General features: G+C 72.3%; 14 protein-coding genes. 5 read left to right on the top strand and 9 right to left on the bottom strand.

The window, feature by feature from the left end; genetic code table 11:
* Window positions 1-136 precede the first annotated feature (136 nt).
* The 8 genes from AB0I06_RS29570 to AB0I06_RS29535 form a co-directional block, all read right to left on the bottom strand.
* Window positions 137-1,516, bottom strand: a complete 1,380-nt coding sequence (locus AB0I06_RS29570; protein ID WP_363121895.1) for a YcaO-like family protein — start codon at window positions 1,514-1,516, stop codon at window positions 137-139.
* Window positions 1,513-2,994 carry a CocE/NonD family hydrolase gene (locus AB0I06_RS29565; RefSeq protein ID WP_363121894.1) on the bottom strand — a complete coding sequence of 494 codons (1,482 nt, stop codon included), beginning with the start codon at window positions 2,992-2,994 and terminating at the stop codon, window positions 1,513-1,515. Before AB0I06_RS29565 ends, AB0I06_RS29570 begins: the two co-directional genes overlap by 4 nt.
* On the bottom strand, window positions 2,991-3,845 hold the full coding sequence (locus AB0I06_RS29560; RefSeq protein WP_363121893.1) for a hypothetical protein: 855 nt from the start codon (window positions 3,843-3,845) through the stop codon (window positions 2,991-2,993). Before AB0I06_RS29560 ends, AB0I06_RS29565 begins: the two co-directional genes overlap by 4 nt.
* 90 nt (window positions 3,846-3,935) lie before the next feature.
* Window positions 3,936-4,049, bottom strand: coding sequence for a streptamidine family RiPP (gene amiA, locus AB0I06_RS29555; RefSeq protein ID WP_240797855.1), 114 nt, complete (start codon window positions 4,047-4,049; stop codon window positions 3,936-3,938).
* Window positions 4,050-4,106: 57 nt separating this feature from the next.
* Window positions 4,107-4,928 (bottom strand): ABC transporter ATP-binding protein, encoded by an 822-nt coding sequence (locus AB0I06_RS29550; protein ID WP_363121892.1) that lies wholly within the window; start codon window positions 4,926-4,928, stop codon window positions 4,107-4,109.
* A gap of 20 nt (window positions 4,929-4,948) precedes the next feature.
* Window positions 4,949-5,956, bottom strand: coding sequence for an iron ABC transporter permease (locus AB0I06_RS29545; protein ID WP_363121891.1), 1,008 nt, complete (start codon window positions 5,954-5,956; stop codon window positions 4,949-4,951).
* On the bottom strand, window positions 5,953-7,098 hold the full coding sequence (locus AB0I06_RS29540) for an iron ABC transporter permease (RefSeq protein ID WP_363121964.1): 1,146 nt from the start codon (window positions 7,096-7,098) through the stop codon (window positions 5,953-5,955). The genes AB0I06_RS29545 and AB0I06_RS29540 overlap by 4 nt, the downstream gene beginning before the upstream one ends.
* Before the next feature lie 77 nt (window positions 7,099-7,175).
* Window positions 7,176-8,153 (bottom strand): ABC transporter substrate-binding protein, encoded by a 978-nt coding sequence (locus AB0I06_RS29535; RefSeq protein ID WP_363121890.1) that lies wholly within the window; start codon window positions 8,151-8,153, stop codon window positions 7,176-7,178.
* Window positions 8,154-8,239: 86 nt separating this feature from the next.
* Between AB0I06_RS29535 and AB0I06_RS29530 the strand changes: the two genes are divergently transcribed.
* From AB0I06_RS29530 to AB0I06_RS29510, 5 genes are all read left to right on the top strand, one after another.
* Window positions 8,240-9,433 carry a hypothetical protein gene (locus AB0I06_RS29530; protein WP_363121889.1) on the top strand — a complete coding sequence of 398 codons (1,194 nt, stop codon included), beginning with the start codon at window positions 8,240-8,242 and terminating at the stop codon, window positions 9,431-9,433.
* Window positions 9,434-10,132: 699 nt separating this feature from the next.
* Window positions 10,133-12,283 carry an alpha-galactosidase gene (locus tag AB0I06_RS29525; RefSeq protein ID WP_363121888.1) on the top strand — a complete coding sequence of 717 codons (2,151 nt, stop codon included), beginning with the start codon at window positions 10,133-10,135 and terminating at the stop codon, window positions 12,281-12,283.
* Between the two features lie 223 nt (window positions 12,284-12,506).
* A complete protein-coding gene (locus tag AB0I06_RS29520; RefSeq protein WP_363121887.1) occupies window positions 12,507-15,158 on the top strand; it encodes an RICIN domain-containing protein in 2,652 nt (883 codons plus the stop codon).
* 344 nt (window positions 15,159-15,502) lie between these two features.
* The gene (locus tag AB0I06_RS29515; RefSeq protein ID WP_363121886.1) at window positions 15,503-16,849 is read left to right on the top strand and encodes a PHB depolymerase family esterase; all 1,347 of its coding nucleotides are present in this window, start codon (window positions 15,503-15,505) and stop codon (window positions 16,847-16,849) included.
* Between the two features lie 85 nt (window positions 16,850-16,934).
* Complete coding sequence (locus AB0I06_RS29510; protein WP_363121885.1) at window positions 16,935-19,763, top strand: glycoside hydrolase family 2 TIM barrel-domain containing protein; 2,829 nt, start codon at window positions 16,935-16,937, stop codon at window positions 19,761-19,763.
* A 165-nt stretch (window positions 19,764-19,928) separates the two neighbouring features.
* Here AB0I06_RS29510 and AB0I06_RS29505 read toward each other — a convergent pair.
* Window positions 19,929-20,167: RICIN domain-containing protein (locus AB0I06_RS29505; protein WP_363121884.1), on the bottom strand; the 239-nt coding region annotated here is incomplete at its 5' end.

Genomic DNA, 20,167 nt, shown 5'->3' with positions numbered 1-20,167 from the left:
GCCGGTCCTGCCCAGGCACGAACCGCTCCCCCGGCGGGTGTGTCGGGTCCGGGTGGCTCCGGGGAGCGGGCGCGGGCGAGGGCGGTGACGAGGTCCACCGGGCGGTCTGCGCAGGGGTCTTCCACGGGTGCGGCCCTCACATGTGCGGCGGAGGCGCCAGAGTGAAGTCCTCCGGCGCGCTCGGCGGGCTCGTGCGCCACCCTCGGGCGACGGCGGCCTCGGCGAGGCGCGGGCAGCCGAAGTAGCCGAAGGCGGCCGGGGCGTTGGGCAGCAGCCCGGAGACGAGCACCCGGGCGACACGCAGGGGGGTCTCGGCCACGTCCTCGGTGGTGAGGTCGAAGGTCATGACCCGGTGGCCGCCCGCGTGCAGCGTGCGGTCCAGCCGCTGCCGGCTGCCGCGTTCGACCTCGTCGAGGGAGACGGTCCCGAGCGCCGGCTCGGTGAACCGCCTGGCCTCGGCGGCCATCCTCTCGTCCAGCCACACCTGCACATGGGCGCCCAGGTCCCTCACGTGCTCGAACTGCTCGCCGCACACGTCGAGGTAGCGGCCGTCGGCCCGGTGGTCCAAGTACAGCCCGCGGGCGAGCAGTCCGGCCTCCACGGCCTGGAACACCCAGCCGCCGGAACCGGTCAGGCCCTGGGTGAAGACCCAGGTGTGGACGGCTTCCAGGACGGCCTTGCGGGCGGCTTCGGCCGGGTCGTACTTGCAGGCGAACCCGGCCGCGTACAGGCCGAGGCGCGGGTCGTGCACGAGCGCGGCCATGCAGGGGGCGAACTCCGAGTGCATCTCGACGATGTGGACGTCGAACGCGCAACCGGCGAGGTCGTCGGCGAGGCCGGGCACGCTCGCCGGGTCGATGCCGCGGGCCGGGCCGTCCAGATGCCACCACAGTTCCAGGGCGTCGCGTTCGACGATCTCCAGCAGGCCGCGTTCGACGGCGTCGTCGAGGCCCTGTCCGGTGGCGATCCCGGCGTAGTTGAGGTGGTGGGTGCGGGGCAGCTCGCGCAGTTCGCCCTGGCGCCAGTTGAGGTGGGTGAGCGCGACGGGCGCCCACACCTCCGTCGTCCCTCGGCCGGGCAGCAGTTCGGTGCCGCGCGTCCACAGGGCCGGGGTGTCGGGGGTGAGGGGGCGGTAGGGGAACTTCTCCCGGGCGTACTGCCAGTCGGCGTAGGCGGGCAGGTCCCCCGGGCCGTAGAGCCGCAGGCCCTTGCCGGCCAGTTCGGTGGCGGTGGCCCGCACGGGGGCGTCGGGGTGGCCGGGCGGCGGGACGCGGTTGCCGCAGTAGCGCTCCACCCCCTCGGCTATCGCGGCGACACGGGCTTGTGCCGGGTCGCCGAAGGTGGTGCCGAGGGAGACCCGGTCGGCGGGCCACAGGCCGTGTCTGCGGGCGTCGGAGATCGCGGCCGTGAGGGCGGTGTAGCGGGGCGGGGCACCGGCGGGGTGTTCGACGGGCTCTACCGTGCGGACGATGCCGCACACCGGGTCGACGAGTGCTTCCAGCGACAGCGTCGTCATCTGAGGATCTCCTCGGCGGGGTCGACGGGGGTGGGGCGGGACGGGAGCACGGGCAGGCTCAGCACCACGCTGTCCGGGCCGATCTCGCGCCGGGAGGCGTGCAGCCGGCCGGCCGTCACCGGGTCGTCCCCGGTGTGGGGGTTGCGGGCGTGGGCCGGGAAATGGTGTCCGGCGATCTCCAGGCGCAGCCGGACGCCGGCGCTCAGCCGACGTGCGATCCGGCCGAGCCCGATGGTGAACACGGCCTCACTGCCTGCCTGTTCGTCGCGCCGGACGACTCCGACGGCGAGTTTCCCGGCGGTCCCTTCCGGTGTGAGGGCGACCAGCCGAGCGGCCCAGTCGGCGGCCGGTGTGTGGGCCGTGGCCCGCAGGCGCACGCTGACGGGGCCGACCAGGTCGAGCGGACGCGGGAGCGGCGGGGTGACCAGCACGCAGCGGTCGGGCGGGCCGTCTGCGGGGACGGTCAGATCGTCGGAGCGGACGGGCCGTCCGGGGTCGGCGGTGAACGCGGCGCCGTGCAGCAGCCGCGGCCGCCGGGTGCGGGGTTCGCCCTCCGTGGTGGCGGGCAGCCACAGATCGGACGCGCCCAGCGCCTGAGAGCCACGGCGGCCGGGGGTCAGTTCACCGGCCAGGGCGCGGCGGGCCCAGCGCACGTACAGCTCACCGAGGTTCAGCCGGTGGGCCGGGCGGGCGTCGGGGCCGGGTGTGGAACCGAGGCCGTGCCCCCAGGGGCCCAGCAGCAGCCGCGCCGAGGGGCCGCCCCAGGCGTGCCAGAGTGCGACGGTGTCCTCGGTGAAGTGGTCGTGGTGGCCGCCCACCGCGAGCAGGGGCACGGCGGCGTGCGCCGCCCGCGCGATCAGGCGTCCGCGGTCGCGGTGCCGCCACAGGTCCGTCCAGGACGGCAGCCCGCGGCCCAGTCGTTCGGGGAGGCCGGTGAGCGGCAGGTGGGTGAGGAGACCGGGGTCGGCCGTGAGGGCCTTGTCCAGCGCCCTCTCGTCCGAGTCCGGGCGGTCACCGTGGGCGGCCCACCATCCGGCGCGGGACGCCAGCCGCTCCACGCCGGACGCCTCGCGTGCCGTCTCCGCCAGGCCGAGGGCGGGTACGGCCGCGAGAACGGCGTCGGGCCGGGCGTCCTCGGGCACGTCGAGGGCGAGGACGAGGGCGCAGTGGGCCGCGTAGGAGGCGCCGACGGCCACCAGCCGGCCGTCGCTCCACGGCTGCCGCCGGACCCAGCGGACGGCCGCCGCGCCGTCGGCGGCTTCGTTCGCGTAGGGGTGCCACCGGCCAGGTGACGCGAACCGGCCGCGCACGTCCTGGACGACGGCGGCGAAACCGCGGCGGGCCCAGCCGCGCGCCTCGGCCCGGTGCCGGGTCCGGTCGTAGGGTGTGCGCAGCAGGACGGCCGGGAAGGGGCCGTCGCCGGCCGGGAGGACCACGTCGGTGGCGAGTTCCTCCACGGTCGCGTCGAACGCTGTCATCCGTCCTTCTCCGGCATCGGTGCGACGTCGGGCACCGGGAGGACGGGATGCTCGGTGACCGTCAGCGTGCGCAGGTCCACGCGGCGGAGCCGGCGGCGGGCCGGGAGGCCGGCCGTGTCCGGGGCGCCGGTGGCCCACCGGCCGAGATCGTCCGCGAGCAGTGCCGCGAGCAGCGTGGCGGCCGGCGGGGTGAGCCGGACCGGCGCGCCGGACGTACGGGGTCCGCTCCAGTAGGCGGCCAGTTCGCGGTGTGCGGGGGTGGCGGCGAGCCGGCGGGATCGGACGTGCGCCGAGGTGACGTCTCCGGGAGCGGCGGCCACCGGCTCGACGTACGCCTGCCAGCCCTCGCGGTGGCAGCGCAGCCACGCGACGCCGTGGTCGGGCAGGGCGTCGGCGGCGTCCCACAGCCCGTCCGGTACGGGGCCGTCGAGGCACCACACGACCGCGGAGGGCTCTCCGTCGAGCAGGTCCTCGACGTCCGCCGGTGATCCGCCCGAGGCGGTGACCGCCTCGGTCGTCAGAGGCCGGGCGCCCAGGGCCGCCAGTTGTCCGGCGAGCGGTTCGGTCAGCACCGGGTCGCCGAGGATCCGGACGGTCCGACGAGCGGCGGGCCACCGCGAGTCCTGCGGCCCTTCCGCCAGATGGCCTGCCTCCTCGAACGCCCGCACCACACGGTCGAGTTCCTCGCTCACCGGGCCCGTGGTCACGCCGGTGAGCCGGGAGAGCAGAACGTCTTCGTCCGCACTCCCTGTCCTGACACTGAAGAACTCCCCTTCCTGGGTCCGGACGGCGAGCCCTCGCCCGGGCACGGTGACGACCTCGACACCAGGGACGAGTCGGCTGCGGGACACGGCGATCCTCCTGACGAAAGGCGGGGACGGGCGTGGGCCCGCCCGGAAGGCAACGGGCGGGCCCACGGTCGAGGGTGGCCGGCCCCTCGCTTACTCCTCGTTGTCGTCGAAGGGGTTCTCGACGAGCGCGTTGGAGTGGGAGGCCGAGGCGTGGGCCAGCTGACCCTGGTCGGCGATCGGCGTGAAGATCTGCTCGTTGTCCATGAACTCTCCTTGTACATACGGGAGTTACGGCGTCGTGTGAGCGCCGTGGGACCCACGTTAATGAATCTGATTTTCATATTCTAGAGCTGGGAGAGGGTGATCTGGGTAACACACCGGCCAGCCTCCCTCAGGATCCCGGCCGACCCGTCCCGCCACCTTCAGCACGTCCGCCAGCAACCTCGGGGTCACCACCTCCCCCGGGGCCCCGTCGGCCACCACACGGCCCTCGCGCAGGGCGACGACGCGTTCGGCGAACCGGGCCGCGTGGGCGAGGTCGTGCAGCACCATCACCACCGTGAGCCCGCGTTCCCGGCGCAGGCGGACCACCGTCTGGAGCACGTCGAGCTGGTGGTGCAGATCCAGGTAGGTGGTCGGCTCGTCGAGCAGCAGGACGCGCGTGTCCTGGGCGAGCGCCATCGCCAGCCGGACCCGCTGCCGCTCACCGCCGGACAGCGCGTCGACGTCACGGTCGGCCCACTCCTCCACCCCGACGTCCCGCAGCGCCCGGTGCACGACGGGGTCGTCGCCCTCACGCAGCATGCCCAGCGGTCCGCGCGTCGCGTATCGCCCCTGGCGGACGAGGTGACGCACCGTCATACCCGGCACCGCCGGAGCGGATTGGTGCAGCAGGGCCACCCTCCGGGCCGTGGCGCGCCGGGACAGCCGGGCGAGGTCGTCCCCTCCGAGGCGAACGCGCCCCTCGTCCGGTTGCAGCAGCCCGGCGGCCAGCCGCAGCAGGGTCGACTTGCCGCAGCCGTTCAGCCCGATGAGGGCGGTCAGTTCGCCCGGCCGGACGGTCAGGTCGACGCCCCGCAGTACAGGTCGCCCGGGATAACCGAAGTGGACCCCCTCGACGTGGATCCCCACGGACTCGTTCATGCTCTGTCCTCGATTCGACGTCAGAACGTACGGCTCGGTGTGCGGCGCACGACGACCAGCAGCAACGCGGCGCCGAGGCAGGCGGTGAGCGCCCCGACCGGCAGCGTGAGCCGTCCGGAGTCCAGCGCCCCCGCCAGCAGCCGCGAGGACAGCTGCGCCGCCGCGTCCGCCCCGCACACCACCACCGCGCCCACCAGGGCGGCGCCGGGCAGGCTCACCCGCAGGTCCGCACCGAAGACGGCCACGGCCAGGTGCGGAACGAGCAGTCCCACGAAGCCCAGCGCCCCGACGGCGGCCACCGCACCCGCTGTCAGCGCCACCGCGCTCAGCAGGGCCAGGGTCCGGGCCGGGCGGACCGAGAGGCCGGCGGCCAGGGCGATGTCGTCCCCGCAGCGCAGCAGGGTCAACGGCCCGGCCGACGACCAGGCCGCGATCCCCCAGACGAGGGCCCACGGCCACAACAGGTGCCAGTGCTGCCAGACCCGGCCCTCCGTGGTGCCCACCAGCCACTGGACGACACTGCCGAGTTCGCCCGGCTTCACGAGGAGCACCATGGCGGTGAGTCCGCCGAGCACCGCCGACACCAGCACTCCGTGCACGGCGGTCTGCGCGGGGTCACCGCGTCCACGGCCGGTGAGCAGCCACAGCAGCGCGGCTCCGGCACACCCGCCCGCGCACGCGGCGAGGACCACGGCCAGGGGCGAGTCCCACCCGGCGAGCCCCAGGGCGGTCGCGGTGACGGCTCCGAGCACCGCCCCCGGGGTCACACCCGTCACCTCGGGCCCGCCGAGGGGGTTGCGCAGGGCGGACTGGAGGACCAGCCCCGCGACGGCGAGACAGGCGCCGGTGACGAGAGCCACCAGCAGCCTGGGCAGGCGCAGTTGGAACAGGATGTGGCGCTCCGTCGCGTCACCGCCACCGTTCAGGACGTCCCAGGCCACGCCCGGGGACATGCCGCGCCCGGCCACCAGCTCCACCCCGGCGCACACGACGGCCAGTGCCGCGAGGGCCACGAATCGCCGGGTCACCGTACGTCCTCCGTCCTGGTCGCCCCGGAAGGAGGCGGGCAGCCGTCGCCGGGCACGTCGGACGCGTCCGCGCTGACGTCACCCGACGCCCGCGCGCCAGGGACCTCGGCCGCGACACCCGAAGCCGCCTCCCCCGGCCCGGGCAGCGGCTCGCGCACCGCGGCCGAGGCGGTCGGCCGGCGCCGGGCCGCCCGACCGCGACCGCCCGACCGCATCAGCGCGATGCCGGCCGGCACCCCCAGCAAGGCCGTCCAGGCGCCGGCCGGTGTCTCCACGGGCGCGAGCGCCAGCCGGGCCGGGAGGTCGGCGACGGCCACGGCGACCGCGCCCCAGAGGGCGGACCACACAAGCCAGCGCACCGCCCCCACCGCCGGGTTGAACCACCGGGCCAGGTGCGGGGCGAGGAAGCCCACCCACGCGACGGGCCCGCACACGGCCGTCACCGGGGCGATCAGCACCACCGCGATGGCCAGTGCCGCCAGCCGGGCGCGCTGCGCGCGCACACCCAGCGCCTCGGCGTCCTCGTCGCCCAGCCGCATCACCGACAGCACCGGCGCGCACAGCACGAGCGCGGGGGCCGCGACGAGCAGCCACGGCCACAGACCCGCCACGTCGTCCCAGGTCCGGCCGGACAGGGAGCCGAGCAGGTAACGGTAGATGAGCTGGAGGTCCAACTGGTCGGCCATGGCCATCAGGACGAGCAGCGCGGCCTGCAACGCGGCCGCCACCGCGGCGCCGGTCAGCAGCACCGCGGACGGACCGCGGCCGAGCCCGGCGGCCAGGAGCGTGAGACCGCCACCCAGCGCGGCCCCGCCGATGGCCGCCATCGGCTGGACGGCGGCGGGCAGCGACAGGCTCAGCACCAGCGGCGCGGCCACCCCCAGAGCGGCACCGGACGACACGCCCAGCATCTCCGGCACCGCCAGGGGGTTGCGCAGGGCCTCCTGGAGCACGAGCCCGGCCGCGCCCAGACAGGCTCCGGCGACGAGTGCCAGCACCAGTCGGGGCAGGCGCAGTTCGGTGACGACGATCCCGGCGAGCGTGTCTCCCTCCAGCATCGCGGCGACCAGCCGGTGCGGTGGGACGTAGGGGGTGCCGAGGCTGAGCGCGCAGACCGAGGAGACGGCCAGCAGGACGACCACCAGGAGCGGCTGCCCCCTGCGCGCGCCGCGCGAGGCCCGCTGTCCGCCCGGCGCGCCGGGTGCCGAGAGGGGCGTCCTCACCGCAGGGCGGCCGTGGCCTCGTCGAGGACGATGCCGAGTGAGCGGGTGCCGCGGCCCTTGGCCCACACCTCCGAGTTCACCTCGTGGACGTCGCCGTTCCGCACCGCCGGGATCTTGCCCCAGAGCGGGTTCTCGGCCAGCTTCTCCGACAGTTTGCCGTCCGCGTCACCGAAGCTCAGCGTCTCGACGAACAGCACGTCGACGTCCTGGGCGAGGATCTCTTCGAGGCTGTAACTGCCCTGCACGCCACGGGACTTCCACGGATACCGGGCGATCTTGGGGAAGAGCCCGGCGACCACGTCGGATTCCGGGGTCGCGACGCCGAAGTTCTCGTCACTGCCGTAGATGATGAGGGCGGTCTTGTCGCTGGGGGCCTTCTCGGCGGCGGCGAGTCCGGTCCGGAAGGTCTTCTCGGCCTTCTCGCCCTCGGCGGTGCGCCCGGTCAGCGCGGCGACATCGCGCAGGTAGCCGACGCTGTCCTCCCACGTCTCGGGCTGCATGGCCCAGAACGTCGTGGCTCCCTTGAGCGCCGGGGCGAGCTTGCCGTGCGTGTCCCCCAAGCCGATCACGAGGTCGGGCTTGTGGGAGAGGATCGCCTCCACCTCCGGGGCGATGAATCCGCCGGGGATGACGTCGACCTCCTTGGCCTTCTCCTCCCCCAGGAAGTCCGGGTGGGCGAGCAACGCGCTGTTGGTGGCCGTCGGGACGATGCCCAGCTCGGTCAGGATGTCGTCGCAGAGCGCGAACAGGCAGGCGATCCGCTCGGGTTCCTTCTTCAGGGAGACCTCGACGCCGTTGGTGTCGGTCAACTCCAGGGACGCCTTGATGGGTTCGACGCCGACGTCCGTCCTCGCCGTCGGCCCGGCCTTGTCGCTCGCGGATTCGTCGGGGGACGAGCCGCAGCCGACCAGCACGGAACCCACCATCGCTGCGGTGATCCAGCCACGGACGAATCTCGACGGTGCGCGCAGCATCGATGCCCTCGCTCTTTCTCGGATACCGGGAACGCACCGAAGATACATGATAATCGTTTTCATCAAATTGGTTTTCGGAGGGACCCATGCCCGCACCCGTCCTGCTCGTCTCCGACCACGTGGACGGATCCGTCCACGTGCTGACCGTGCCGGACGGCACCGTCGTGGGACGCCTCACCGGCCGTCACCTCTCCGAGCACGCCGGGTTCCTGGCGCTGCCGGGCGGGCGGGTGGCCTGCGTCGACGACCGTCGAGGGGAGCTGCTGGTACTCGATCCGTTCGCCGAGAGGCTCGTGGAACGCGCGGTCCCGGTCGCCGTGCCGGCCGAGCACCTCGCCTGCGACCCGTCCGGTCGCCGGCTGGCCGTCACCACCGGACTGGGCGAGAACGCCGAACCGTGGTCGGACCTGCTGACCGTGCTCGACCTGGAGACCGGAGACACGGCCCGGGTGCGCACCCGCGTCGGCGAACCGGGCGTGACGGTGCCGGGCGGCGACGATCCGCTGATCGTGCTCCGGCACCGGCAGCCCGGGGAGCTGGCCGTCCACCGGTTCGCCGACCTCCTCGCGGCACCGCCCGGCTGCCCCGAGGCCACACCGCACGCGGTCCTGCCGTTGCCGGACGACGGCCACGGGGACGCGCAGGTACCCGGCACGGGAGAGGTGTTCGCGGCCACGGGCGAGGGAGTGCACCGGGCCCGGAGGAAGGGCGACGTACTCGTCCACGAGGCGGTCATCCCCTGGGGGTCACCCGCACGCGGCTGGTACCTCCGGCTCGACACCCGCCGGCGGGCGCTGTGGAGCACGCTGCGCGGCGGCGACCCGGACCCGCTGCGCTGGCCGGAATGGACCAACCAGGCGTGGCGGCACGACCTGGAGTCGGGCCGCACGCTGCACACGGAACTCGGCCCCGGGCTCGTCTTCCGGCTGGCCCTGGCCCGGCGCCACACCGCCTTCACCCGCATCCACCCCGACGGCGACGAACTGGTCCTCCTGGGCACCGACGGCACCGTCCGCCGGGTTCCCCTGCCGGCCATGCAGGGTGCTCCGCGTCGCGGCGGCACCCCCTGGGAGGGCGTCCAGCGCCGGGCGGTGGCCGCCTCACCGGGGTCCGACTGGATCGCCGTCAGCCGGGGCGGCCACGGCGAGGTGCACCTCTTCGACGCGGAGACGGGGCACGAGGTGACCCGTCTGCGGCCGGGCGGTCCGCTGCACCACGGCGGCCACATGGCGCTGCGCAGCCTCGGCGACGGTGCCGAGGGTGATCCCGTGGGCAGGTGACGACGGGTTCGGGGCGGCAGGGTCCGTACATCCGGGGTGGCCGGTGTGGCCGGGCCGGCCGGGGTGGGCGCAGCGTTGCCTGAGCGATGCGGGGAACCGCAGGTCACTTTCCCTTGACGCGCCGGCGCGCATGCGGCCGCGCGCCGGACATGCCGGAGTTGCCCACGCGGCTCCTGCGGATACGCCGTGCGGACGCCCAGTGGTCGAAGCGCTTCGACGACGCCATGACGCTGGGTGGCGTGTCACTCACAAGCCCCACAGCCGTCGGGAGTCGTTCTTGCGGCGTCGGTGTTCCTCCCTCAGAGGCTTCCCAGGATGGCGGTTCACATGGGATAAAGCCGCATGGAGGGCGTTGGGCGCCCTCCCGCCCGACCGCGCATGTTATCGAAAAGTGACCTTTGCGATCCATTGCCACCCCCGGGAACACGGTCGTAGTCTCACAAGAAACGTCGAAGCGCATCGACTCCACTGGCCGCCGCCCTCCGGACACGGGACCGGACCGGCCGGCGACCGTACGGCTCACTCCTTGGCGCCGTGGGCTTCTGGCGCCGCGCTGCCCTATGCGTCACCGCGCCGCACACCACCCCGTCGAGTCCGTCTGCGAACACGGCCCCGAACCGAGACACCGGCCGCACAGCCCACGAACCGCCGCCCGGTGGCTGCGCGGTCCCACGCAGCCCCTGACCTGGAAAGGACACCATGGAGAACGATCAGCGGAGCTTCTGCTGGGGTCACGACGCCCTGCATCTCGAGTTCGTCCTCGGCGACGACGGCAGCGCCCGCCTGACGCATCTCGGACTGCCCCACGAAGCGGGCAGCGACCCCGGCGCGTCCCTGCCGCTGGTCGAGGTGACGGCCGCAGGTCACGGCCGTGACTGGTCGGGCAGCCGTCTGACCGGGACCGCTCTCGGCGGTCGGCTGCGCCACCGCGCCCACCGCGCGGCCCGCGACGGCGACTGGCACACGCTGACCGTGCATCTCCACGACCCCGAGACCGGGTTGGCCGCAGAGGTCACCTACCGGTCGCCGGACGGCATCCCCGTGCTCCGCAGCGAAGTGACCCTGCGCAACGAAGGGCCGACCACACTGCACCTGGAGTCGGTCAGCTCACTCACGGTGGGCTGCCTCACCCCGCAGGACCCGGCCTCCATCGACGCAGTCGACCTGATGTGGGCGGACAACGACTGGCTCTCCGAGTGCCGCTGGCAGCGGCAGCCGATGCGCCGGACCACACCCGGCGTCAGCGGACGCGTGGAGTACGGGCACGGCAAGGCCGGCTTCGCCCTGAACGGCCAGGGCACGTGGTCCAGTTGCGGACACCTGCCCATGGGCGGCCTGACGGACCGGCGGACCGGCCGCACCTGGGTGTGGCAGATCGAGCACAACGGAGGGGGCTGGCGCTGGGAGTGCCAAGAACACGACCGGGCGGCCTACGCGGCGCTGTTCGGACCCACCGACGCCCACCACGGCTGGCGCCAAGCCCTGGAACCCGGCGCCGCTTTCCGCACCGTACCCGCCGCCCTGTCCTTCAGCGCCGACGGCGGCCCCGACGCCGCGTTCGCCGCGCTCACCCGCTACCGCCGCGCCCACCGCCGCCCCCACGCCGACCACCGGCATCTGCCCGTCATCTTCAACGACTACATGAACTGCCTGATGGGCGACCCCACCACCGGCAAACTGCTGCCGCTGATCGACGCGGCGGCCGAGGCCGGCGCCGAGTACTTCGTCATCGACGCGGGCTGGTACGACGGCGACAACGGCGGCTGGTGGACCACCGTCGGCGCCTGGGAGCCGGCCGCCTCCCGCTTCCCCGGTGAAAAGGGGATCCACGAGGTGCTGGACCGCATCCGGGAACGCGGCATGGTCCCCGGCCTGTGGCTGGAGCCTGAAGTCATCGGCGTCGACAGCCCCATGGCCAAGTCCCTGCCCGACGAGGCGTTCTTCCGGCGCCAGGGCGTCCGCCTCACGGAGACCGGCCGGCACCACCTGGACCTGCGCCACCCGGCGGCCCGCGCCCACCTGGACCAGGTCGTTGACCGCCTGGTCGGCGAATGGGGCGTCGGCTACCTCAAGCTCGACCACAACATCGACCCCGGCTCCGGCACCAGCGCCCACCCCGGCGAGACCCCGGGCGCCGGTCTGCTCGGCCACAACCGGGCGCACCTCGACTGGCTGGACGGCATCCTGGACCGTCATCCGCACCTGGTGGTGGAGAATTGCGCCTCGGGCGGCATGCGATGGGACCACGCCCTGCTGTCACGGCTGCAACTGCAGTCCACCAGCGACCAACAGAACCTGCGGCTCTACCCGCCCATCGCGGCCTCCGCACCCACCGCCGTCACCCCCGAGCAAGGCGCCGTGTGGGCCTATCCGCAGCCGGAGGACTCCCTCGACGAGGTCGCCTTCACCATGGCCGGCGCCCTCCTGGGCCGCATCCACCTCTCCGGCCACCTGCCGGAACTGGGGCCCGAGGCCCAAGCCCTGGTCCACGAGGCGGTCACCGTGTACAAAGCCGTCCGCGCCGACCTGCCGGAGGCCGTGCCGTCCTGGCCGCTCGGCCTTCCCGGCTGGGACGACCCCTGGATCGCCCTGGCCCTGCACACCCCCGCCACCACCTACCTCACCGTCTGGCGCCGCTCGGGCGGCGAGGTCACCACCACCCTCCGGCTGCCTGAACGGGCGGGCGGCGCGACCCGTGCCGAGGTGCTGTACCCCGCCGCGACTCAGGCCCTCGCCGTCTGGAACCCGGACACGACCGACCTCACCGTGACCCTGCCCACCGCGCCCTCCGCGGCGCTGCTGCGCATCACCCGCACGGAGCCCGACACGAGCCTTCCTCCAGCCGGCTGATCAACAGGAGGCGGCGTAGGCCGAGAAGAGCACACCGCGACTCCTGGAACAGCGTCATCCAGACGCTGTTCAGCGCCTGTCGCGCCACGAGGTGATCTGAAAAAGTTTCCGGCTCGCGGCAACCTGCGCGGAACCTGTGACGACAAGGGAGCGGATCCGGCCACGTACGAGGTCGGGATCCCGCTTTCCTCTGTTGAACAGTGTGCAAGGAGAACGCCTCCCCATGAACAACCCCATGAACGGCGGGCGCCGCGGGCGTCACCGCCGCCGCTGGACCGCGACCGGTCTGCTGCTCGGCGTGCCCGCCGTTCTCGTGCCGTATCTCCTGTTCGCGCAGGAGGACTCGCAGGCGGCGACGGTCGATGGCGATGCCTACTACCGGCTGGTCTCCCTGCGCAGCGGCAAGGTGCTGGACGTCGACGGTTTCTCCACCGCCGACGGCACCCGTATCCAGCAGTGGACCGACCAGAACACCGCCAACCAGCAATGGAGGCTGAAGCCCACCGGGGACGGCTACTACGAGCTGGTCAACCGCAACAGCGGCAAAGTGCTGGGCATAGCGGGCGGTTCGACCGCCGAGAAGGCGGCCGCCGAGCAGCAGAGCGACAGTTCCGCCGCCTCGCAGGAGTGGCGGATCGACCAGGTGAGCGGTTCCGACGCCGTCACCTTCACCTCCCGCGGAAGCGGCCTGGTCCTGGGCGTCTTTGGGGGTTCCACGGCTCAGGGTGCCAAGGTCGTGCAGTATCCGAGCCAAGACAGCGCCAACCAGCAGTGGAAGCTGGTGAAGGTGGGCGCGACCCGGGCGGCCGGGGCGGGCACGGCGCGGACCACATCCGCGGCCGGTCCGTATGTGTGGAAGAACGCCCAGGTGGTGGGCGGTGGTTATGTCACCGGACTGGTGTTCAACCAGCGGGAGAAGGGGCTGCTGTACGCGCGCACCGACATGGGCGGCGCCTACCGCTGGGACACCGGGGCCGAGCAGTGGATCCCGCTGACCGACTGGATCGGCGAGAAGGACTGGAACCTGCTGGGCATCGACTCGGTGGCCACCGACCCCGTCGACCCCAAGAGGCTCTACCTCTCGGCGGGCACCTACACCAACGAGTGGGCGGGCAACGGCGCGATCCTGCGCTCCACCGACCGGGGCCGCACCTTCAAGCGCACGAATCTGCCCTTCAAGATCGGCGGCAACGAGGACGGCCGCGGCGCGGGCGAACGGCTCGTGATCGACCCCGCGAACCACGGCACGCTCCTGCTGGGCACCCGCAAGAACGGCCTGTGGCGCAGCACCGACTACGGCGTGACATGGAGTCAGGTCCCCTCGTTCCCCGTCAAGGACGGGGCGGGCAGCGGCGCCGGCATCTCCTTCGTGACGTACGGCCCGGCCGGAAGCAGGACGGTCTACGTCGGTGTCGCGGACAAGTCCACCTCCCTGTACCGCTCCACCGACGGCGGCACCACCTGGCAGGCCGTCTCCGGGCAGCCCACCGGCCAGCTGCCGCAGCACGGCGTTCTCTCCGGCGACGGCTCGCTGTACCTGACGTACACCGACGCCCTCGGCCCCAACGGCGTGACGGGCGGTTCGGTGTGGAAGTACACGCCGGCGAGCGGGGCGTGGAAGAGCATCTCCCCGTCGAAGGGCTCCTACGGGTTCTCCGGTCTGGCCGTCGACCCGCGCAAGCCCTCCACGGTGATGGTCACCACCCTCGGCCGCTGGTGGCCCGAGGACGAGATCTACCGCAGCACCGACGGCGGCACGACCTGGAAGGCACTGGCCGACAAGTCCAAGCGCAACGCCTCCGCCGCTCCTTACGTCGGCACCCACACCGGGCACTGGATGACCGCCCTGGCCATCGATCCCTTCCACTCCGGGCACGTGCTGTACGGCACCGGCAACGGCATCCTGCGCAGCAAGGACGCAGCCGCCTCCGACAGCGGCGGCACCAGCCACTGGAGCATGGGCGCCCGAGGGCTGGAGGAGACCGCGCTGATCGACGCGATCGCCCCTCCCGGCGGCGCCGCCGTCATCACCGCCATGGGCGACCAGGGCGGCTTCCGGCATGACTCCCTGACCAAGGTGCCCTCCGGGCGGCTGAGCAACCCGATGATGACCAACAGCACCGACATCGACTTCGCCCAGGCCAAGCCCTCGATGATGGTCCGCGTCGGCCGTGGCGGCGCGCAGGACGGCGCCTACTCCACCGACGGCGGCCGCAGCTGGACCGGCTTCAAGGCCGAGCCGGTCCCCAGTGCCCAGGACGGGCATGTCGCGCTCGCGGCGGACGGCTCCACCCTCGTCTGGACGCAGGCCGGACAGGCCCCCTACCGCTCCACCGACAAGGGGGCGAGCTGGTCGAGGGTCGGCGGCCTGGACAACGGCGCCGTGGTCGTCGCCGACCGCTCCTCGGCCAGGACCTTCTACTCGCTGTCGGGCGGCACGCTCTACGCCAGCACCGACGGCGGCGCGACCTTCACCGCCCGCGCCACGGGCCTGCCCGACGGCCGGCTCAAGGCCGTCCCCGGCATCGCCGGAGACCTGTGGATCGCCGGCGGCGGCAAGGGGCTGCTGCACTCCACCGACGGCGGCCGGACCTTCACCACCCTCAGGTCGGTGCGGTCCGCCTCCGCCCTCGGCTTCGGCAAGGCCAAGCCCGGCACCAACTACCAGGCCCTGTACCTGATCGGCACCGTCAAGGACGTCACCGGCGTCTTCCGCTCCACCGACAAGGGCGCCACCTGGCTCCGCGTCAACGACAACGCCCACCAGTGGGGCGCCATCGGCGGCGTCGGCGTGATCACCGGCGACCCCGACACCTACGGCCGTGTCTACGTCGGCACCAACGGACGCGGCTTGCAGTACGGCGACCCGTCCTGACCCACCCACCCGAGCGGGGCCGCGGCCATCACGGCCTGCGGCCCCGCCACGTTCCCCCGCACTCGCATGCCGGCCCCTCGTTGGACCCCTATTGTCGAAGCGCTTCGAAACGGAACCAGGCTCGGTCATCTCTTTCTCGAGACGGCCTGCACGCGGGTGAGACAGACAGGCGCATGGAGTTCTGTCGGCACGTAGACCCGCCAAAGGGGAAAGGCGTATGCCTTGGGGCACTAAGGCAGTAGCCCTACCACGAGGCATTGACACCACCCCAGGTCAATGGAAACGTCGAAGCGCTTCACCACTTGGCCCTCCCCCGGCCGACCGGATTCCAGAAAGGACACATCATGTCCCGGAAGTCCAAGAAGAGAAGCGTCACGGATGTGCTGGTGGCCCTGGTGATGGCGATCTCGCCGCTCATCGCGGCGCTCGTACTGACCGGCGCCTCGGCCACCACCGCGTCGGCCGCGTCACTGACCGAGGTGACCAACTTCGGTAGCAACCCCGGCAATCTGCGGATGTACGTCTACCGGCCCGACAACGCTCCGGCACGCCCGGCCGTGCTGGTGGCAGTGCACTACTGCACCGGAACGGGGCCCGCCTTCCACTCCAACACGGAGTTCGCCCGCCTGGCCGACCAGTACGGGTTCATCGTCGTCTACCCGGACGCGAACGTCAGCGGGCAGTGCTTCGACGTCTCCTCGCCCCAGGCTCTCAAGCACGACGGGGGCAGTGACCCCACGAGCATCGCCTCGATGGTCCGGTACACCGTGCAGAACATGAACGCCGACGCCGGCCGGGTCTACGTCACCGGCGCCTCGTCCGGCGCGATGACGACCAATGTCCTGCTCGGCGACTACCCCGACCTGTTCAAGGCCGGTGCGGCGTTCATGGGTGTACCGTTCGGCTGCTTCGCCACCACCAACGGCTCCGGCTGGAACACCGACTGCGCCACCGGCCGGATCAGCAAGACCCCGCAGGAGTGGGGCGACCTCGTCCGGGGCGCCTACCCGGGGTACACCGGCCCCCGGCCGCGGATGCAGCTGTGGCACGGCACCGAGGACGAAGCGCTGTACTACGCGAACTTCGGTGAAGAGATCAAGCAGTGGACCAATGTGCTCGGGGTGAGCCAGACCCCGGTCTTCACCGACTCCCCGCAGTCCAACTGGACCCGCACCCGCTACGGCTCCGCCGGCGCGCAGGCACCGGTCGAGGCGATCAGCATCCAGGGTGTCGGGCACGCCCTGCCCTCCAGCGGTATGGCGGCCCGGGCCATCGCCTTCTTCGGACTCGACGGCACCGGCGGGGCCACCACAGGTCCGGTCCACGCCACCGGCTCCGGCAAGTGCCTGGACGTGCCCGGCTCTTCGCGGACCAACGGAACCCAGACGCAGATCTGGGACTGCAACGGCGGCACCAACCAGACCTTCACCAGCACGTCGGCCAAGCAGCTCACCGTCTACGGCGGTGCGAAGTGCCTCGACGCGACCGGCACCACGGCCGGCGCCAAAGTCGCGATCTGGGACTGCAACGGCGGCACCAACCAGCAGTGGAACCGCAACTCCGACGGCACCATCACCGGCGTCCAGTCAGGCCTGTGCCTGGATGTGACCGGCGCCTCCACCGCCGGCGGCGCCCTGGTCCAACTGTGGAACTGCAACGGCGGAAGCAACCAGCAGTGGCGCCTCAACTGACACCCGCCCTGGGCTGAGAGGGCTTCTGGCGCTTACGCACGTCCCCGCCGTTCCCTCCACATGGTTTCTGAAGGCTGGAGATGTCATGCGATTTTCACGCCGTGGCGTTCTGATCCTGGGCGCAGCCGGCGCGGCCCTCGCCGGAGGCCTTCCTACCGGCTCGGCCGGGGCCGCCGAGGCCGGGACGGCCGACGGAACGGACACTTCCACGCGCACCGAGCGCCTGTACCTGTCCGGCGAGGACGCCGACCACCCGGTCGACTGGGACTTCCTGTGCACCAGCGGGCGACGCAGCGGCAGTTGGGGCAGCATCCCGGTTCCGTCCAACTGGGAATTCCACGGATACGGCACGTACAACTACGGGTGGAATCTGCGCCCGGAGGAGAAAGGCCGCTACCGGCGTACCTTCACGCCGCCCGCCCACTGGCGTGACAGACGCGTCTTCCTCGTCTTCGAGGGATCGATGACCGAGACCGAGGCGTGGATCAACGGCGAGTCGGCCGGGCCCGTCCACCGCGGCGGCTTCTACCGGTTCCGGCACGAGGTGACCGGAAAGCTGCGTCCGGGGCAGGACAACCTCCTGGAGGTGACCGTCAGCAAGGAGTCCACCGACGACTCCGTCAACCGGGCCGAACGCCTCGGGGACTACTGGAACTTCGGTGGCATCTACCGCCCCGTCCATCTCGAGGCGTTCCCGCTCCAGCACATCGAACGCATCGCCGTCGACGCCCGCGCCGACGGCACGCTGCGGATCGACGCCCATCTGGCGGGTACCGGTTCCGCCGACCGTCTCGTCGCCCGGGTCACCGACCTCTCCGGGAGCCCGGTCGGCACCCCGTTCACCGCGGCCGTCGCTCCAGGAGCCACGGCGGTGACCCTCAGGACCACTGTCGGCTCCCCCCGGCAGTGGACGGCGGAGACCCCGCACCTCTACCGCGTCGAGGTCGCGCTCCGCGCCGGTGACCGCCGCACCGTCCACCGCGTCGACGAGAGATTCGGCTTCCGCACCGTCGAAGTGCGCCCCGGCGACGGCGTGTACGTCAACGGCGTCAGGATCCTCCTCAAGGGGGCCAACCGGCACACCATCTGGCCCACGTCCGGCCGGGCGACCAGCGCGCGCATCAGCCGCAAGGACATCCTCCTGATGAGGGAGATGAACATGAACGCGGTCCGGATGTCCCATTACCCGCCGGATCCGCACTTCCTCGACCTCGCCGACGAACTCGGGCTGTACGTGCTCGACGAACTGGCCGGCTGGCAGAAGTCCTACGACGAAGCGGCGGGCAGGCCCCTCGTCGCCGAGATGGTCACCCGTGACGTCAACCACCCGTCGATCCTGTTCTGGTGCAACGGCAACGAGGGCGGCTGGAACACCGCCCTCGACGACGACTACGCCCGCCACGACCCCCAGCGGCGCACCGTTCTCCACCCCTGGGCCACCTTCGGCGGCATCAACACCGACCACTACGAGACCTACGACAGCACGCGCCGCATCCTCCAGGAACAGGGCGACGTCTTCATGCCCACCGAGTTCCTCCACGGCCTCTACGACGGCGGCGCCGGCGCGGGGCTCGACGACTACTGGAAGCTGATGGGCAGTGAACGGCTCTGTGCCGGAGGCTTCCTGTGGTCACTGATCGACGAGGGCATCGTGCGGGACGACCTCGGCGGCGCCGTCGATGTGGCGGGCAACGCCGCACCCGACGGCATCCTCGGCCCCTTCCGCGAGAAGGAGGCCAGCTTCTACACGATCAAGGACATCTGGTCTCCCGTACAACTCGCCGAGCCCGAGCGGTTCACCTCCGGCCTGCCGGACGACTTCGACGGGCGGATCGGCCTCACCAACCACTATGACTTCACCAACACCCGTACCTGCCGGTTCACTTGGCGGCTCCTGGACTTCCGCACCCCGGCGCAGCGGCGGAACGGCCACACGGTGCGGGCCCAGGGCACTGCCTCAGCTCCCGACATCGAGCCCGGCGCGCAAGGAGTGCTGCGCCTGCCCCTGCCGTCCGGCTGGCGGCGCGCCGACGCCATGGCGCTCATCGTCACCGGTGCCGACGGCCGCGAGATCCGCCGCTGGACATGGACCATCGCCTCCGCCGCCGACCAGGCCCGGCGACTGGTACGGACGGGCCCGGGACCGGCCGTACGCGGCCGGCTCGCGGACGACAGGCTCACCCTCGCGTCCCGCCACACCATGGTCACGCTCGACGCCACGACCGGCATGCTGGCCGGCGTCACCCACCGAGGGGCGGACTTCGTTCTGTCCCGCGGCCCGCTGCCCACCACCGGAACAGCGGACCTCACCCGCCTGACACACGGGCCCGACGGCGACGCCTACACGGTGGAGGCCGAGTACTCCGGCGTCCTGCGCCACGTCCGGTGGCGTCTGCACCCCAGCGGCTGGCTGCAATTGGACTACCGCTACCACCTCACCGGCGAGCACGACCTCTTCGGCGTCGGCTTCGACCATCCCGAATCGCAGGTGACCGGCGTGACATGGCTCGGCCACGGACCGCACAGGGTGTGGAAGAACCGGCTGCGCGGCGTCGCGACGGACGTCTGGACGAAGCAGTACAACGACACCGCGACCGGTGCCGACGGCTGGGTGTACCCGGAGTTCAAGGGCTGTCACGCCAACGTCCGCTGGGCGTCCCTGCACACCACCGCCGGACGCCTCACCGTCGTCTGCGAGGACGAGAACCTCTACCTGCGCCTCTTCACCCCCCGGTTCGGACCCGACCCCCGCCATACCGCGCCGCCCTTCCCGGAGGGAGACCTGTCGTTCCTCGACGCCATCCCGGCCATCGGCACCAAGTTCGACGCGCCGGCCGCGCTCGGCCCCAGCGGCGCCCCCACCACGGCGACGGGCGACTACGGCCGAACCCTGTACTTCTCGTTCTCCCGGTAGCGCGTCCACCACTCGCCGACGCCGCACCATGCGGCCGGCACCCCCCGACCGGCGCCTGGGGAGTCTGGTGGGCGTGCCCGGGCAGAGTTCAACCAGAGGGAGCGCCGCCCTGGGCGTCCTCCCGGGATCCGAGCCCGGAGCGGGCTCAGATCCCGGGCCGGGGGTTCATCCGGTGGTCAGAGTGGTCCACTTCTGGTTGGAGCCGCCGTTGCAGTCCCACAGCACCAGTTGTGTGCCGTCGGCTGTGGACGAACCCGGAACGTCGAGGCAGCGGCCGGAGGCGGGGTTGCGGTAGCCGCCGTTATAGGGCTGCCAGACCTGGTTGGCACCACCGTGGCAGGCCCAGAGCTGCACCTTGGTGCCGTTGGCTGTGGCTCCGCCGGCGGCGTCGAGGCACTTGCCCA

Origin of the sequence: Streptomyces sp. NPDC050674, assembly GCF_040654575.1 — a bacterium.
Lineage (GTDB): Bacteria > Actinomycetota > Actinomycetes > Streptomycetales > Streptomycetaceae > Streptomyces.
The sequence above is the reverse complement of the archived record's forward strand: the minus strand, read 5'-3'. Positions and strand labels throughout refer to the sequence as shown.

What these genes read in the sequence shown, in the direction of transcription:
- AB0I06_RS29510 (WP_363121885.1), top strand. Translation starts at nt 16,935, where the DNA reads ATGCGATTTTCACGCCGTGGCGTTCTGATCCTGGGCGCAGCCGGCGCG.
- AB0I06_RS29525 (WP_363121888.1), top strand. Translation starts at nt 10,133, where the DNA reads ATGGAGAACGATCAGCGGAGCTTCTGCTGGGGTCACGACGCCCTGCAT.
- AB0I06_RS29530 (WP_363121889.1), top strand. Translation starts at nt 8,240, where the DNA reads ATGCCCGCACCCGTCCTGCTCGTCTCCGACCACGTGGACGGATCCGTC.
- AB0I06_RS29520 (WP_363121887.1), top strand. Translation starts at nt 12,507, where the DNA reads ATGAACAACCCCATGAACGGCGGGCGCCGCGGGCGTCACCGCCGCCGC.
- amiA (WP_240797855.1), bottom strand. Translation starts at nt 4,049, where the DNA reads ATGGACAACGAGCAGATCTTCACGCCGATCGCCGACCAGGGTCAGCTG.
- AB0I06_RS29570 (WP_363121895.1), bottom strand. Translation starts at nt 1,516, where the DNA reads ATGACGACGCTGTCGCTGGAAGCACTCGTCGACCCGGTGTGCGGCATC.
- AB0I06_RS29515 (WP_363121886.1), top strand. Translation starts at nt 15,503, where the DNA reads ATGTCCCGGAAGTCCAAGAAGAGAAGCGTCACGGATGTGCTGGTGGCC.
- AB0I06_RS29550 (WP_363121892.1), bottom strand. Translation starts at nt 4,928, where the DNA reads ATGAACGAGTCCGTGGGGATCCACGTCGAGGGGGTCCACTTCGGTTAT.
- AB0I06_RS29535 (WP_363121890.1), bottom strand. Translation starts at nt 8,153, where the DNA reads ATGCTGCGCGCACCGTCGAGATTCGTCCGTGGCTGGATCACCGCAGCG.
- AB0I06_RS29565 (WP_363121894.1), bottom strand. Translation starts at nt 2,994, where the DNA reads ATGACAGCGTTCGACGCGACCGTGGAGGAACTCGCCACCGACGTGGTC.